The organism is Acinetobacter sp. YH12112, assembly GCF_013418945.1.
Taxonomy (GTDB): Bacteria; Pseudomonadota; Gammaproteobacteria; order Pseudomonadales; family Moraxellaceae; genus Acinetobacter; species Acinetobacter indicus.
This window is the reverse complement of sequence record NZ_VPBA01000015.1, coordinates 25,900-40,963: the sequence shown is the minus strand read 5'-3', so window position 1 is coordinate 40,963 and position 15,064 is coordinate 25,900. Positions and strand designations below refer to the sequence as shown.

At 40.7% G+C, this 15,064-nt stretch carries 10 protein-coding genes and 6 pseudogenes; 6 read left to right on the top strand and 10 right to left on the bottom strand.

Annotated features, from left to right (window positions below; translation table 11 throughout):
* Positions 1-21 precede the first annotated feature (21 nt).
* Positions 22-1,335, bottom strand: a complete 1,314-nt coding sequence (locus FTU50_RS07440) for an ATP-binding protein (RefSeq protein ID WP_070153175.1) — start codon at positions 1,333-1,335, stop codon at positions 22-24.
* Between the two features lie 237 nt (positions 1,336-1,572).
* Between FTU50_RS07440 and FTU50_RS15665 the strand changes: the two are divergent.
* Both FTU50_RS15665 and FTU50_RS07430 read left to right on the top strand, forming a co-directional pair.
* Positions 1,573-1,878: pseudogene (locus FTU50_RS15665) on the top strand (transcriptional regulator).
* A pseudogene (locus tag FTU50_RS07430) lies at positions 1,875-2,789 on the top strand (type II toxin-antitoxin system HipA family toxin); the annotation flags it as partial. The pseudogenes FTU50_RS15665 and FTU50_RS07430, both read left to right, overlap by 4 nt.
* Before the next feature lie 44 nt (positions 2,790-2,833).
* Here FTU50_RS07430 and FTU50_RS15550 read toward each other — a convergent pair.
* The 4 genes and pseudogenes from FTU50_RS15550 to FTU50_RS07415 form a co-directional block, all read right to left on the bottom strand.
* A complete protein-coding gene (locus FTU50_RS15550; RefSeq protein ID WP_368856243.1) occupies positions 2,834-3,457 on the bottom strand; it encodes a DEAD/DEAH box helicase in 624 nt (207 codons plus the stop codon).
* Between the two features lie 153 nt (positions 3,458-3,610).
* Positions 3,611-5,241, bottom strand: a pseudogene (locus FTU50_RS15545) (DEAD/DEAH box helicase family protein); the annotation flags it as partial.
* A 25-nt stretch (positions 5,242-5,266) separates the two neighbouring features.
* A complete protein-coding gene (locus FTU50_RS07420) occupies positions 5,267-5,638 on the bottom strand; it encodes a type II toxin-antitoxin system HigA family antitoxin (protein ID WP_000354814.1) in 372 nt (123 codons plus the stop codon).
* Positions 5,639-5,669: 31 nt separating this feature from the next.
* On the bottom strand, positions 5,670-5,972 hold the full coding sequence (locus tag FTU50_RS07415; protein ID WP_154320130.1) for a type II toxin-antitoxin system HigB family toxin: 303 nt from the start codon (positions 5,970-5,972) through the stop codon (positions 5,670-5,672).
* Positions 5,973-6,362: 390 nt separating this feature from the next.
* Here FTU50_RS07415 and FTU50_RS07410 point away from each other — a divergent pair, with 390 nt between their 5' ends.
* On the top strand, positions 6,363-6,566 hold the full coding sequence (locus tag FTU50_RS07410) for a hypothetical protein (protein WP_094069354.1): 204 nt from the start codon (positions 6,363-6,365) through the stop codon (positions 6,564-6,566).
* Positions 6,567-6,588: 22 nt separating this feature from the next.
* Here FTU50_RS07410 and FTU50_RS07405 read toward each other — a convergent pair whose 3' ends face one another.
* Together FTU50_RS07405 and FTU50_RS07400 are read right to left on the bottom strand one after the other, a co-directional pair.
* Positions 6,589-7,470: a hypothetical protein gene (locus FTU50_RS07405; RefSeq protein ID WP_179989051.1), complete on the bottom strand. Its 882-nt coding sequence runs from the start codon at positions 7,468-7,470 to the stop codon at positions 6,589-6,591.
* 67 nt (positions 7,471-7,537) lie between these two features.
* Positions 7,538-9,091 carry an esterase-like activity of phytase family protein gene (locus FTU50_RS07400; protein ID WP_167846514.1) on the bottom strand — a complete coding sequence of 518 codons (1,554 nt, stop codon included), beginning with the start codon at positions 9,089-9,091 and terminating at the stop codon, positions 7,538-7,540.
* 474 nt (positions 9,092-9,565) lie between these two features.
* On the opposite strand from FTU50_RS07400, the pseudogene FTU50_RS07395 reads away from it, so the two are divergent.
* Positions 9,566-10,393, top strand: a pseudogene (locus tag FTU50_RS07395) (TonB-dependent receptor domain-containing protein); the annotation flags it as partial.
* 268 nt (positions 10,394-10,661) lie between these two features.
* Here FTU50_RS07395 and FTU50_RS15660 read toward each other — a convergent pair.
* Positions 10,662-10,748 (bottom strand): annotated as a pseudogene (locus FTU50_RS15660) (HNH endonuclease); the annotation flags it as partial.
* Between the two features lie 38 nt (positions 10,749-10,786).
* Positions 10,787-12,019 (bottom strand): ATP-binding protein, encoded by a 1,233-nt coding sequence (locus FTU50_RS07390; protein WP_094069408.1) that lies wholly within the window; start codon positions 12,017-12,019, stop codon positions 10,787-10,789.
* A 335-nt stretch (positions 12,020-12,354) separates the two neighbouring features.
* On the opposite strand from FTU50_RS07390, the pseudogene FTU50_RS07385 reads away from it, so the two are divergent.
* A pseudogene (locus FTU50_RS07385) lies at positions 12,355-12,657 on the top strand (transposase); the annotation flags it as partial.
* Here the strand turns inward: FTU50_RS07385 and FTU50_RS07380 are convergent.
* The gene (locus FTU50_RS07380; protein WP_154320127.1) at positions 12,642-12,980 is read right to left on the bottom strand and encodes a transposase; all 339 of its coding nucleotides are present in this window, start codon (positions 12,978-12,980) and stop codon (positions 12,642-12,644) included. The pseudogene FTU50_RS07385 and the gene FTU50_RS07380 sit on opposite strands and share 16 nt — an antisense overlap.
* Before the next feature lie 266 nt (positions 12,981-13,246).
* Between FTU50_RS07380 and FTU50_RS07375 the strand changes: the two genes are divergently transcribed.
* Positions 13,247-15,043, top strand: coding sequence for a ShlB/FhaC/HecB family hemolysin secretion/activation protein (locus FTU50_RS07375; RefSeq protein ID WP_180062733.1), 1,797 nt, complete (start codon positions 13,247-13,249; stop codon positions 15,041-15,043).
* The last annotated feature ends 21 nt before the right edge of the window (positions 15,044-15,064 follow it).

Genomic DNA, 15,064 nt, shown 5'->3' with positions numbered 1-15,064 from the left:
CGGGGTCTAAGTAACGCGCTTTTACCATCTCTGTGGTAAATACTGCGTGAAATACAAAGGCATCACGATATTGGTTTGCTCTAATGCGGATGAGCCTTGTGTACCCGTTAACTTAAAGGTTTTACTTGGAGTACATTTTTCAACGTAGGATGCCAACGATTTTGCTCTTGTACGTTTACCACTTTTGACCTCCACAGGGACGATATCGCCTTCATCGGTCGCCAAAATAAATTCGATTTCGGCACGGGCGTCATTCCATGAATAGCTTGGGTCAACGCCAATGGCAGTGAGCTCTTGTTGCACAAAGTTTTCAGCCACATAACCTTTGTATTCATAGTTTTGTTGCTTAATTTCTTTATAACTGCTGCCGAGCATATGATTAAGCAGACCCACATCAAACAAAAACAGTTTCACCATATTTTCTTTTTTATAGGCCGCTAACGGAGATTTCGGCAATCCTTCAATAGGGTAGTTTGGCAAAGCTAGGCGGCAGCAGTTAAGCCAATGGATCGCGGTTTCAAAATCGCTATAACGAGATTTACGCTCATGCACATGCTTAAATTTAAAGCGTTTAACCGACTCATCGCTGACAAGTGATAGCTGGGCTGGAATGCTATTAAATACCGATTCAATCAGTGTGGTGTCGACCTTGCCCGCGTACTTACCAAAATCGCGGCGATAACCTTCCACTAAATCGGCATGAATTTTTGTGACTTTTTCAACACGCTCTAGAATGCTTGAATCCTTATACTGATACCAAGCAGAAACGGCTTCCGGCATACCACCAGTAAAAAAGTAGTCAGTGAGTTTGTCCATCAATTTGGTGTGTACTGCCGGTGTGCTTGCTTGACTATCAAACGCTTTGATCAGCGCTTGCTCGTTGGATGCGTAAATAAATTCTTGGAAGGTCAGTGGTCGTAAATTGTATTGTTCTACCTTGCCCACAGGGAAGGTGTTGAGCAAACCAATATTCGAGCCGCTGGCAGCGACAAAATAGGACGGTGCTTTTTCAGCAAAGTACTTTAGTGAGGTAACGGCACGTTCACATTCGCCAATTTCATCTAATATCAGCAGATCGGTTTCTGGGTTGAACGCTTGGTTGGTTAACAACTCAATATTCATTACTAGCTCGTCAGGTGACAGAGAGCCATCGAACGCTTCTTTGTAGGCAGGGTTTTCAAGGAAGTCGATACGAAGGATGTTGGCAAAGGTATTCCCAAATAACTCTTGTAGCAGATAGGTTTTACCTGTTTGTCTTGCACCATCGATCAATAATGGCTTGCGCACCGGTTGATTTTTCCATGTTATTAGGGCGTTTAGTAAGTTGCGCTGCATTGTCATTTCCCGCCAATTAAGACTGTTAACTGCCTGTAGTATAACTCAGCCTACACTTTTACGCGCAGAAAAGTGCGGAATTTTACATTTTTATGCGCATAAAAGTGTAATTTGATGACCTTTGGCATTCAGGGATTCACATCATCGCCTTGGCCAACGCGCAAGCTAAACCTAAAAGTAGGATATAAATCCAATTATATTGAGTAAAGTGGGAATATAGTCCCTTTGGTTGGTGATATGGCTAAGCGTGACTTACACAATATATTGTTTCCAAAGCAGCGTAAAATCCTGACGCAGTTTGGTGAAGACTTGCTGTTGGCGATGAAAAGACGTGGTTTTACCAAAAAGCTACTGTGTGAACGTACTGGTTTTGATCATAAAACCGTGAATTAAGTCTTAGCCGGTGATCCGGGCGTTGCCATAGGCACTTACTTAAAGGTGATGGCCGTTCTTGGCATGGAAAGCAACTTTGCAGAAATGGCCGCCCATGATGAAGTGGGTATCAAGCTGCAAAACATAAAATTGCTGGAAGGTTCAAGATGAGCCGTGAAATCGTTGAAGTCTATGCCGACTGGCAGCCAATTGAAGCACCTTTGCTAATAGGGCTGCTTTCTTACAGCGATTCAAGCCGAGGTGGCGTGTTTAGTTTTGCCTACGATAAAGCATTTTTAACCTCAGCCTATCGCTTGCAAATTGATCCCATCCTGACCCTCCACTCCGGTGTACTCTAAAACGATGAAGTCGATAAAAGCTTCCGCGCATTTCTTGATTCATCGCCTGATAGATGGGGGCGTATTTTAATGCAGCGGCGTGCGGCGATTGAGGCGCGCAAAGGCATTCGAGCAACAAGTCGATTAAACGAATTGGATTACCTGCTGGGCGTAAATGACTCTTACCGGATGGGTGGTATTCGATTTAAGCGAACAGGCTCGAATGCTTTTTTGGACGACAATTCTGAATTTGCTGCGCCGCCAATGGCTTCTTTGCGAGAGCTAGAGCATGCAGCAATGCAGATTGAAAAAGACGATAACATCGACAGTGACGAGTATTACCGCTGGTTGAAAATGCTGATTTCTCCAGGCTCATCATTAGGTGGTGCAAGGCCCAAAGCTTGTGTCACAGATGAACAAGACCACTTGTGGATTGCTAAGTTTCCCAATTTAAACGATACCCATGATGTGGGCGCGTGGGAGATGGTCTGTTATGAATTGGCGTTAGCGGCAGGTGTTGACATGTTTCCAAGTGAGATGAGGCAATTTTCGTCACAGCACCATACCTTCTTAACAAAACGGTTTGACCGCGACGGTGACAAGCGGCTGCATTTTTCGTCGGCCATGACACAGCTTCAATACTATGATGGTGAACAATCTCAAGGTGCCAGCTACTTAGAGATTGCTGAATTTATTTCCAATTGTGGAGCACAAACCACAGCTGATTTAGCTCAGTTTTGGCGTATGGGGGTAAAGGCATGGGGAAGTGTTTAATGAAGTGCTGCTGTTTATTTTGGCTTGGTATTTGGTGAAGGGATGTTTTCTAATTTCAATGAAGGTTGCTTGTTACTGTTGTCATCAATGTACTCAAGGGCGTACCTCATAGCCTTGTAGCTTTTCTCGCGTTTTTTAAACATGCGTTGCAGCATAGGGAGAGTGCAGTCCACATAGTCGTGAATAGTGACTTGTGTTTTGCCTTCCGATTCACGATGAATACGACCGGCATATTGAGCCAATGTTCCTTTCCATGAGATGGGCATGGCCAAAAACAACGTATCCAGTCTTGGTAGGTCAAACCCTTCGCCTACATATTTTCCTGTTGCGACGACGACTTGAGCCGATTGCAGATGATTGTCAGCGTTCTTGCGTTCCGCAGCTTTCATGGCGCCTTTAAGTACGACAGTGCTTATACCCATTTCGGTAAGTCGTGAGTGTATGGATTCTGCGTGCTCTCTACGCTCTGTAAGGACTAACGGGTGTCCGCCATTTTGAACACACTCGTAGGCGTCTGAGACGATTTTTGAAGTGCGCTGCTCATTATTGACGAGCCAGCGGTAGGCATCGCTTATTTTGGGGCGCTCATCTGTTTTTATAAGCTCTGCTGCTGGTACATCGTAGAGCTGATGAATCATCACGGTTTGAGTAAATTGCTCATCAGGGCTTTGTTTCACTTTGTAGCGAATAGGCCCTGCCGCCATAAAAATGATCTTTTGATGACCATCTTGTCGCTCTGGTGTTGCTGTAAGGCCCAATACATATTTTGCTCTTACCTCGTTGAGTACCATTTCAAACCTTGGTGCAGATAGGTGGTGGCATTCGTCAACAATAATATGGCCGTAGTCTTGAATGAGAGGAGTGATGGAATTGTCTTTTTTATTAACCAAACTTTGGTAGGTGGCTATGTCGATAATGCCACTCGGCTTTCTTTTACCTCCGCCTATACTGCCAATGGTTACTTCGGGTAGGAACGTGCGTAAGCGCTCTTGCCATTGTCGAGCAGTTGTCGGCTATGAACCAGTATGAGGGTATTTACTTTGCGTTTTACGATCATAGCAATGGCAGTAACCGTTTTTCCAAATGCAGTTGGCGCATGCAAAATACCGAAGTCATGTTTAGATATTGCGGCCACTGCGTCACGCTGGTTCTTTCGCAAAGTGAACTCAGGGGTAAGCTTTAATAATGGTTTACCAATTTCACGCTTATCGTCAAATAGTGGCGAAATGTTTTGCTCTTGTAGCAAAGCAATCGCATCATCGAGGCAGCCTCGCGGTAGTGCTAGATAACCGTTTTCAATACGAGCACAGGAAATAAACCTCGGAATGCCATGGGTTGAAAAGCGCAACGCTTGTGTTTTAAAAAACACAGGATTAGAAAAACTAGCTAATCGCTTTAGTCCGGCCAGTAATGGCCCAGGTAACTCGCTCATCAAAAAGTAGATATGGTTGGCCAAGGTAATGGTCACGTTTTTCGGCAAAGACTCTAATTTTATTGGTGCGGCTTTGGCTGTGATTTCCCAAGGAGGGCGGTTGTCTGTTAGCCCTTGCTCGGACAGTAATAGGGTGTTGGGTGAAATAGTTGTTATGAGTTGGTCAATACTCGACTGAGTGAGCGTTTTAAGCTCAGCAAGGTACCGCCATTGATCATCGATGGCATTCAGGTCACTGTCAACAAAGCAACTACGACCTGAAAGGCGAGCCTCCTTTTGAAGTGGTAACGCAATGAGATTGCCAAACCCGCCTTCAGGAAGTACATCTTGGTTAGGAAAGAGCCTGTCATAGGAGTCAAACGATAGATTTGGAAATATTTCCATGGCTTTATCAAGCAAAGCGAAACCCAGTGCCCGAGCATGGTTCGCTGGGATATTGGTTTCAAAAAATATCCATAAGTGAGCCCCGTTGCCAGAACGCGAGATTTCTATCGCGTGCGGAATATCAAACGCTTGGCACACTTTAGACATTGCTTTGACTTCTTCTTGCCAACAGCCTTTGTCAAAATCGGCTGCCAACAAATAGCACGAATTATCTTTAAGTAGTGGATACAGACCTACCACTTGATGACCGGCAAGGTGCCTGTAAATAATGTGCTCGTTTAATTCGCTAAACTTTCGGTGTGAACAGTCTTGGCATTTAATGCGGGGTTTGTTGCATAGCCCGCTTACCCACTCATTATCACAGGCTACGGAATAGCCACTGCGCCCCTGTTGATTTTGCCAACGATTGGCAAAGATATCCTCTCTTCCACGAAATCGTTGTCTGAATAAGGCGACCTTTTGTTCTGGCGTGAATGTCTGTACTGAACGCTCGATTTGAGCGCTACGCAAAGCCTCTCTTAATGCGAGAAGCTGCTGCTTTTCATTTTCAAGCTCAGCTAGCCTGTTATCAATAGCAGAAATGTTTGGGTAGCGAGCGTCATTCATAACAAACTAATTTTGATTCGCAGCACTATAAAGCGCGAACTTGCGGTGGCTTGATCAGCGACTCTGCTGGAATACCTAACCCTTCATGAAGTTTCCAAATCATTTTTAGCGTGAGTGATCGCTTATGGTTTAGGATTTCATAAACACGATTGCTTTTACCTATCATGGGTTCAAGATCTTTAACGGTTAAGCCTTTGCGCTCCATCTCAAACTTTATTGCCTCAACAGGGTCTGGCAAATCCATTGGAAAATGCTTTGCTTCGTAGGCCTCGACTAACGTAACCAAAATGTCCAGCTTTTCGCCTTCGACGGTATCAGGCTCCGCCATCATTAGGTTTTCGATGTCGTTTAATGCCGCGCGGTAGTCGGCATCTGTTTTAATAGGTCTGATGTCCATTATATTTACCTCTTGTTACTACCTTTTGGCTTCAAATCGTTTGTACATCAATTTTATCGTATTGCGCATGGCTGCCGATAAACCGTATGTAAACCACTTTGTACGCATAATTGATCCAAGCAACTAACCGGTATTTATTACCGGCAATGTTAAACACGACACGCCCATCTTTGAGGATGCTGGCATTTCTAAAGTCCTGTTTCACATCCGCCGGTGCTCCCCAATCAGCGTTTAATGCATGCCTATACCAAGCTAACGTTGGCTCTTTAGCGTCAATGTATTCTGAGCTGTCTTCCCAAAATGTTTTTAAGGTTGATAGTGCGATAATTCTCATAAATAGATATTAGTCCCAATTTGGGACTTTTGCAAGTTTGGTATTCTTGATGCGGTTAGGAGTTGTTACCGCATCCCCAATTGCCCCATTCCTTGGGGCGGTTCACATCCCTCTTATTCACCCTCTTAAGCTCGGCATATCAAGTGTTGCCCCATTGTCCCAACTGCCACGGTAAGTGATCAAATGGGGGGCTTGCTATTTTCGCCTGATGGGCCTTTTCGACATGCGGCTGCGTTTGCCATCGAAGAAGGCCAATACTCTGAACCAATAGAGTGATTCTTCATACCCCAAGCTGTGCGTTGGACGTGCAGGCGGGATGAGCCCCAGTTTGCGTCCTAAACTGACAATCACGTAGAAGCGAACGGAAAATACCTATACGAGCCTGAAACTGTGGCTGAAGTTGAGCATATTCTAGGTGCTGTTGTTGTTCTATTAAGACAGCCGATTTATTCACTCGGTTTAGGCTGTGTGATTAATGTGTTTAGAACAGCCCAAGCTTTAAATATTGGGCTTGAAATTGGGGCAGAGAAGGATAACTTGTATCTCAAACCTGATCTGACAGTTACCCATTTTTTATTGTTTCTATCAGGTTAAATTTTCTAGATGTGTATGAAGGCTAATTGCAGAAATTTGATTGATATTGGTACACAAACTGAGTCTTTGTTGCTGTCGAAGTTGGTGCATTATATTGGGTTAAACCTTTTAAAGCACTGAAGCTTAAAGCAGCACGATCAACTACTTTTCTTGTGAAATTCGCATTGGGATCTGAATATTTAAACGAAATTTCTGCTAAAACAGGTTTTAGACTACCGTAAGGCAATAGGGTATACCATAAACTTAACTCTAAATCTGCATCGAATTCACCTAAATCAATCGTTGCACCACTATATTTTCGTTCATAGATAGTTAGACCACCAACTTGATTCAGGGCTAGACTATTATTAAAATTATAGTCATTTTTGAAGCCAGTAAATAGAATATTGATATCCTCAAAATCGTTAATGGTTCGCGAGGTTGGTACGGTTGTTGACTTGCTTGCAACTACAAGGAAACTCAAGTTATCTTTACGAGTAATGTCATCTTCTAGCTTAGTTTTTGCGCCTGATACATTGCTAGTCAAATCTTTGAAGTCAGCAATATAATGGTCATATCCACGATACTTTAAAGTTACTTCTTTTGTACCATTTTCATTACGCTCTCTGAAGCTGTATCCCATATTTTTTAAAGTACAGCTTCCTTGAGTATCGTAAAAGCGGATTTCTCTTTGTGTATCAAAGATCATAGCACCAGTTACGTCACGACTGATTTTATTTTCAATCGCATTTTTCACCGCTGAAAAATAGCTATTTATGCTGCTTGCTTCATTTCCATAATTAAAATTTATGGGATCTAATAGTACTTTGTATTCGCGAGATGTGGCTTTGGGAGATGCATAGCTCAGCGATGGTAGCACTGTAATTGCCAAGAAAGTTATCAAAGCCGATTGAGTTATTCTCATTTTTCTCTCTAGACAAAAGTTGAATTTAAAAAGCCCAAAAGTTTTAGCTTTTGGGCTTCATTCATTGTTATGGGTTGAAAAGATTTAACTTATCGGCAATATATAAGGTAGGTGTATCGACACGCATGCCCACATTATCCAAATACTTTTGCTCTAAACCATTGGTTGTCCAAAGACCCATGTCATCATCATTCACAATGCCAAGAGTTTGTCGGTTAATCAACCATAGACCTTCCATTTTGTCATGCGCATAACTTACACGTTTACCCATATCCAATACCAATGTTTTACTTACTGGCTGAATATTTAGTGCTTGTAATGCTTCCCATTTTTTATCGTTATTGATGAAATATTGCTCGAGGGTTTTACCTGCAATCGTTAAACCAAGTTTAGGATCTTGCACTAGATCGCCCTGAGTTGCGATATCCTCCAAATTGGTAGCATCCTTCAGATCAATACGATAAACATGTTTCATGATATTCGGATCGTCTTTAAGGAATTTGCCATCACGTTCCAGTACTAAAAACTCATGATCATTAATCGCAATAATAGCTGAGTTTGAGTTAGCATCAATTTCTTGACGATAGAGATACTGAGCAACTTTTCCTGTTTCAAGATTGATCGTCACAATACGTGTTAAGGTTGATTTATTAACAGCTTTAGTCGGTAAGTCCATTGTCGATTGCATAATCCCAACCAATGTTTTTTGGTCAGGTGTAATAGTTAAACCTTCCATACCACGGTTGGCACGACGATAACTAAATTCTTGCGGTAAAGTGAAGGTATTGCGCACATCATTTACAAAAGGATTAATACGACCAATTTCTTTTCCATTGGCATCATAGTGCACAATGTGAGGACCATATTCATCACTCACCCAGAATGTACCATCATTCAATGCTGCCAAACCTTCAGAATCGAGACCGTAATCATCAAGTTTGATAGGGTTCGTTATTGGGTCATAAGGCTTTGATGGATCTTTAGCGATGACCTTGCCATGAATATCGTAAGGTGTTTCGCCTGTACCACCTAGTGCAGCAGTATTCGGTAATCCACTAATATTATTTCCATCACGATCTTTTAATAAAATCGTTTTGATGAGTTTGATTGAGCCATCATCTTGTACCTCAAACAACCCAATTTTAGGTATATAGTCTGGCATTGGAAAAATCTTACCAGCACCATTCACGCCATCATTATAGTCAGCATTTGGGCCACGATCTGTGATTGCGTAAAATTGTTTATTGTTCGTAGGATGGGCAGCAACATCAGAGCCAAAGCCACCCTGTCGAAGTGTAAATGCACTCGCAATAGTTGTTCCATTCGCCTTAAAGCTTGTTAAGTTTTGGTAAGGCAATGCAACCCCTTGGGCAAATAAGTTTGGACCACACTGGATGGAGCTTTGCTGGATTTCATTCGCATCCAACTCACCATTTTGATTTTTATCCAAACCACTTTCAATACGTGTTCCAGCACTCCAGCAATCATCATTTCCAAGTACTAAAGGCGTCTGTTGAATCAAACTATTCAATCCATTTTGACCATTGTCCCCATCATCAGTACATGCGGTTAATAAAATTGTCGAAGCTAATAAAGCTAAGGTTAGTGGTTTTTTTTTCATTTTTTTGAAGCATCATGTTTAAAAAGCTTCATCATAAGAAGCAAAAATGACAATTACATGAATGAAATATGATCAATGTAAAATTTTAGCAAATTAAAAATATCAGTAGTTTGTGGGGGTTATATCTAGGTTTTCTTCATTATTTATCAAATGTGGTTTGAGGTAAAATTAAAATAAAACTTTAAACTGCCACAGTATTCTAGATATAAGCAGCCTTATTATGAAGCTGTCTCATAGGGCAGGGTTATACCAATGCTAAGTTTGAAGTGATTGAATCATCCTACTTACTAACGACACAATGTGACGTGTCGAAATTTATGTTTATTGAAAATTCCCCCAAATAATTTAAATTACTGTAATATTTTCCAATAGTTAAAACATTGCTAGTAGCATCATCAACTTAAATGTACTGTGTTGCAGGTAATAGAATTAAGACATCAGAAATAGCTTCAGCACCATGACTAAACCACAGGCAATGGTGATGACAGTGGTTCAACAGATTATCAAAAGTTACTTCCAACTGTCGCTTTAGGCTGGGATATATTACCTGAGCTTTATACTTATGCTAGCTATGGCAAAGGCTTCGAAACACCAACCTTTACCGAGATGGCCTATCTTACAGTAGGGACTTCAGGCATTAACTTTAATTTAAAACCTGCGACCAGTGATACCGTAGAACTTGGCTTAAAATCGCAGAATACCTTAGGGTTATTTACTTTTGCTGTATTTCATACTGAAACTAAAAATGACATTGTGCCTGACGATGCCAATGGCGGGCGAAGCACATTTCGTAATGCAGAAAAAACCTTACGTGAAGGCTTAGAGTTATCGTGGCAAAAACAGCTCTGGCAAGCACTCAATATTCGAACCAGTTATAGTTATTTAGATGCGACTTTTGATGCTGATATTCCAGCGACCACAACCAAACCGCTGATACAAAAAGGAACATATATTCCAGGTATTGCCAAGAATCAAGCTTTTGTAGGCTTGGCATGGCAACCTGAGCAGGGATTTCAGGCAGGCTTAGAAGCACGTTATATGGACAAGATTTATGTCGATGATATCAACTCTGATACTGCACCAAGTTATACGGTCGTTGCGGCAAATGTTGGCTATTTGTGGGTCAATAAAGACTGGAAAGTAAATACTTATGCACGACTAGATAATTTATTAGATCGAAACTATGTGGGTTCCGTGATTGTCAATGATAGTAATAATCGTTTCTTTGAGCCCGCAGATAGACGAAATTTTAATGTTGGACTATCGATAAAAAAATATTCTAACATAGGCTTTGTTGCATAAATACATAACCAACTGATTTTGTTCATTAATTTTTAGGTTGAAATTCATACAAACCTATTTAAATCAGAAGCTTACAAAATCTTTATGCAACAAAGCCGTGGAACAGCCACAAATAAACTCAGTAATAAATTTTTAAACATATTAATCCCCCGTTAAGTAACGGATTATAACAGCCGTAACTATCTAATCACATGCAAAAAGTAGCCGTTTCGCCTTTTCCTGTCCTCACATGATGCAAGCGGACCATACATCTTAATCAGATAGAAATCGAGTCGAGGTAAATCAATCCATCACAAATGGAGCAGAAATTATGCTTGATCACACTCTTGGTTAATGCTGAAAAGTCTTTGAGTTTTAATTAATAAATAAGTGTATCCATGTCTACCCTCAACTTTACTTATTTTCAGATAGCAACCAATCGAGAGCACTCATTTTTACAATACCATTATAATTCGCTTCAGTCCCTATCGTGTCTAAGGTAAGCAAATACTTGGGATACGAATCAGAAATTTTCTGTAATGGACGTAACTCTCGGCTGAGTGTCTCCTCATTGAGCGTTTCTAATGCCACCTGATAATAAGTTAAATTCTGTAAAGTATCGACAGCAACAAAATCAATTTCATATTCATCAACCCGCCCTACATAGACCGTATAACCTCGTCTGACAAGCTCAAGATAAATCACATTTTCTAAGATATGACCTTGATCAGCATTAGCATCAGGCAACATAATCCGGCGCAATCCGACATCAACTAAATAGTATTTTTCAGAGGATTGTAATAACTCACGCCCGCGTACTTTAAATTGTGCGGCACTATAAAATAACAAACTGTCCTGTAAGCCCTGAATATAGCGTTTTACTGTTTCAAATGAAATTTTAACCCCACTTGAAACAAAGGTATTTTTAATTTTATTGATGGAAATAGGTGAGCCTGTCACGCTTGCCAAATATCTTGCGACACGCTCGAGAGAGTTAATATCGGCAGTATTCAAACGGGGAATAACATCTTTAAACATTACACTGGCATAGACTGCTTGCAAGTAATCATAAGTTTCCTGCTGGCTAGTCATGGCAAGCGTATAAGGGAAACTACTGCGCGTATACATGGCATACAAATCACGATTTGATAATTGTTGGATGATCGGATTATTTTCAATATGCCACTGTTTAAATTCTTGGAATGACAGAGGTAGAACATGTTGCTCGATATAGCGTCCTGTAAGTAAAGTCGCAAGTTCTCCACTTAGAAAGAATGCATTTGAGCCTGTAATATATAAATCGATATAATCCCGAACATATAAAGAGTCGACTACTTTCTCAAAATTTGTAACATGTTGTATTTCATCTAAGAAAACATAGTTTTTTTTACTTTTATCAACTTTGGACAATACATAATCATGTAGTTTACGGTAATCGGTGAGTTCTTCAAATTCCATAAATTCGAAGTTGATGGCAATGATGTTTTCGGCTTGTACACCCTGTGCTTTTAGGATTTGTTGAAACATTGCCAATAAGGTGGATTTTCCAGAGCGACGCACACCTGAAAGTACTTTAATGACATCACGGTCTTGCCATGTATTCAGAAATTTTAAGTAGCCATCACGTCGAATATTAGCGCTTCTCATTATTTACACTTGGAATCTAAAGTTTTAATAAATTATATCAAATTTTAGAACGTATATGTAAATATATTTAATTTTAAAAAAAGTTTAAGGTTAAGTGAAACATTCAAAGCTGCTGTTGAAGTATACGGATAGTAAATGTAATAAAAATCCAGATTCTATCTTTTTTGACTCTGTACACGACAAAAAACCTAAATATGCCTAATATCGTATCTGGGTCTACTCCTTAGATGAGCAATGGTGATGCCTTGTTTTCGGATTTGTTGAGACTGTAAATAAAACTATGTAAACGCTTAAACTCCCCCAACGTTGTTGGGGTCAAACAAAAGGTGTTTACCATGAAAGATGAAGCAATGTTGGCACTCGCTAAAGAGTTAGCCAAGAACCTAAAAACCGAACTCGATCTCAATAATTTTAGTCGGGCTTTAAAGAAATTGACTGTTGAAACTGCCCTTAATGCGGAACTCACCGACCATTTAGGTTACGAAAAGAATAGTCCACGAACAGGTAAAAATGCTCGCAATGGTTACACAACGAAGCGTCTACTGACTGATGATGGTGAGTTTGAACTAGATACCCCTAGAGATCGTGAGGGTAAATTTGAGCCACAGCTTATCAAGAAAAATCAGACCCGTATCACAAAGCCAATTTCTGCTTTTGAGTGAGGTAAAGCAATTTGAACCGTTAACATATTAGTAGAAATAGGATCTAATGGTGCAGAGCAGGATAAGGCAATAAATGCAGGTTTATTCGGTGGTGGTGAGCGATCATTCTTTGGTTTACCATCAAATAAGCGAATCCATTTGGATACAAGATTTGCATTCAATCCATGTTGCAAAGCGACCGAAGCAATTGAAACGTCAGGTGCTTTACAAGCCTGAACGATCTGCTGTTTAAATTCAGCACTGTATGTTCTTCGTTTTTTCGCTAGAGATGCGATGGATGTCTGATTATTTGTCGTCATAAATTTAAGTCCCCACTTGTTTTTAAGTGGGGACTAAATTAAGGCTTATAGGATGAATTCATAAGGTGTGTTCAGCGGACGCTTACGAAAAAACAGCCAAGTGCTCATATGGTACAGTTATATCAAGAACAATGGTCAGATTGGCTATCAACGACACATGTGGCAAGTGAAGGTGTCCTGCAGAATGAAAGTTAAGTGTCTATTGAGGGGTACAATCTAATGGGAGAAATTGAAAAATAAAATACCATTGAATATTTGGTCATTATTTGTTAATTTCTGCGCAAAATTTAACATGCAATAAATTTATGTTCAAAAAAAATATAGTATTAAAAAGTATTTTGCTTACTTTGGGTGGTTTTGTTGTTACTCCTTTTGCATTTGCAGAAACATTTGATCCAGCGATAGATGGTTTGATTCGAAACCAGCAGCGCCAAGCAGAACTAGAAAAAATTATACAACCAGAACGTGATGTTAATTTAGATGTCATCCAAAAAAAAGAAGCTGTACAACTTACCGACCTTGAAGATCAGAATTGTTTTGAAATCAAGACAGTTGAACTTGATGGCGAAATGAGTAAGCATTTTGATCAATATGTGCAACAAGCGTTAAAAGATTTAAGTTTTACTCCAGGTTTATGCATGGGTGAGCAGCGAATTAATCTGTTGATGACGCAAACGCAGAACATCATCATTGGCCGAGGCTTTACTACGACACGAATATTGGCTGCACCTCAAAACTTAAGTACAGGCGTATTAAAACTCACCGTCATTCCGGGATTAGTTCGAGAAATCAAACTCGATTTAAGTGATGAGGAAAATACCCGAGCAGGCCGAATTCAATATGCCAAAAATATCTTTCCAATGAAGAGTGGCGATATTCTCAATTTACGTGACTTAGAGCAAGGCTTAGAAAACTTAAAAAGACTGCCTACAGCGGAAGCTGATATTCAAATTATTCCTGCAGATGCGCCCAATCAAAGTGATGTTATCGTCAAATGGAAACAGCGAAAAATTCCAATTCGCGTGACCTTAAGTGCTGATGATGCCGGTAGTCGTCAAACCGGTAAATACCAAGGTAACATCACCGTTTCAGTCGATAACCCTTTATTTAGAAGTGACTTATTTTACGTCACCATGGGCCGTAACTTAGCAGATCAGCAAGAGATTACGGATCAAAATGGAACCACTGTGAAGAGCGGAACCCATAACTATGCCCTTCATTATTCAGTCCCTTATAAAAACTGGCTGATCAGCGCCAATGCGAGTCGATACAATTATGACCAAGCTGTTGCAGGCACCAATAATGTCTATAACTATAATGGAGAAAGTCAGACTCAAGACTTAGGCTTGACCCGATTGCTTTATCGGGATGCCAAGCGTAAAACCTCAGCGACCTTGAAAGGCTGGCATCGAGAATCTAAAAGCTATATTGATGATGCCGAACTGACCATACAGCGCAGAGATGTTGCGGGTTGGCAGTTAAACCTTGATCATCGTGAATATATTCAATTTGCAGTGCTGGATTTGAGTCTAGGGTATAAGCGAGGCACAGGTGCATTCGATTCATTACCAGCAGTTGAGGAAGCGCTGAACGAAGGTACATCACGGATGAAGATCTGGACGCTAGATGCCAATCTGAATGTTCCGTTCCAATTTGAGAACCAGCAATATAGCTACTCAAGTGCCTTTAGAGCGCAATACAATGACACCCCGCTGACCATCCAAGACCGGCTTTCCATTGGTGGAAGGTATACAGTACGCGGTTTTGATGGTGACCTAACCCTAGCAGCAGACCGTGGCTTCTACTGGCGCAATGATTTAGCCATGTCTATTTTTCCCGCACATCAATTCTATATGGCCTTGGATGCTGGGCATGTTGATGGTCAATCTGCCCAATGGCTTTTAGGTAAAACCCTTGTGGGTGGTGCGATGGGGCTACGTGGTCAATTTAAGGTGGGTGGCACTTTTTACTACGATATATTTATCGGTAAACCAATCAAGAAGCCTGAATATTTCCAAAATTATGATTTGAATTATGGTTTTAGTGCCAGTTATTCATTCTGATCTAAAGAAAAGTACAAACTA

Bases quoted from the DNA above. Each gene is read 5' to 3' on its own strand.
- FTU50_RS07440 (WP_070153175.1), bottom strand. From the start codon at position 1,335: ATGCAGCGCAACTTACTAAACGCCCTAATAACATGGAAAAATCAACCG.
- FTU50_RS15550 (WP_368856243.1), bottom strand. From the start codon at position 3,457: ATGATTCATCAGCTCTACGATGTACCAGCAGCAGAGCTTATAAAAACA.
- FTU50_RS07420 (WP_000354814.1), bottom strand. From the start codon at position 5,638: ATGGACATCAGACCTATTAAAACAGATGCCGACTACCGCGCGGCATTA.
- FTU50_RS07415 (WP_154320130.1), bottom strand. From the start codon at position 5,972: ATGAGAATTATCGCACTATCAACCTTAAAAACATTTTGGGAAGACAGC.
- FTU50_RS07405 (WP_179989051.1), bottom strand. From the start codon at position 7,470: ATGAGAATAACTCAATCGGCTTTGATAACTTTCTTGGCAATTACAGTG.
- FTU50_RS07400 (WP_167846514.1), bottom strand. From the start codon at position 9,091: ATGAAAAAAAAACCACTAACCTTAGCTTTATTAGCTTCGACAATTTTA.
- FTU50_RS07390 (WP_094069408.1), bottom strand. From the start codon at position 12,019: ATGAGAAGCGCTAATATTCGACGTGATGGCTACTTAAAATTTCTGAAT.
- FTU50_RS07380 (WP_154320127.1), bottom strand. From the start codon at position 12,980: ATGACGACAAATAATCAGACATCCATCGCATCTCTAGCGAAAAAACGA.